Raw genomic sequence first — 284 nt, 5'->3', positions numbered from 1 at the left:
AACGAGGCATTCTGATGGTTATGCCCGCTCGCCACCACCTCGTTCTTTCCCGCGCCGCTCATGAGCGCGTCGATCGCCCAGCCGGGCTCCCCGAGCCGTGAAGCGGTCATCGCCATGAGCGGATAGTCCCACCCCCATGTCGTCTCCCAGTCCCACTCGCGCAGCACGTCGAGGTATGTCGCCCGCATGAGCTCGGGATCGATCATGTCGACATCGGGTACGAAGCCGAACGCTCCGAGCATCGAGGGATGATCCTGACGGATCGTGAACGGATCCACGTCGAC

At 63.4% G+C, this 284-nt stretch carries 1 pseudogene; it reads right to left on the bottom strand.

Annotated elements, in window-relative coordinates:
- Window positions 1–284 (bottom strand): annotated as a pseudogene (locus SB717_RS35145) (glycoside hydrolase family 65); the annotation flags it as partial.

This window comes from Priestia sp. SIMBA_032, from assembly GCF_046535215.1.
Taxonomy (GTDB): domain Bacteria; phylum Bacillota; class Bacilli; order Bacillales; family Bacillaceae_H; genus Priestia; species Priestia aryabhattai.
This window is presented reverse-complemented; position numbering and strand designations above follow the sequence as displayed.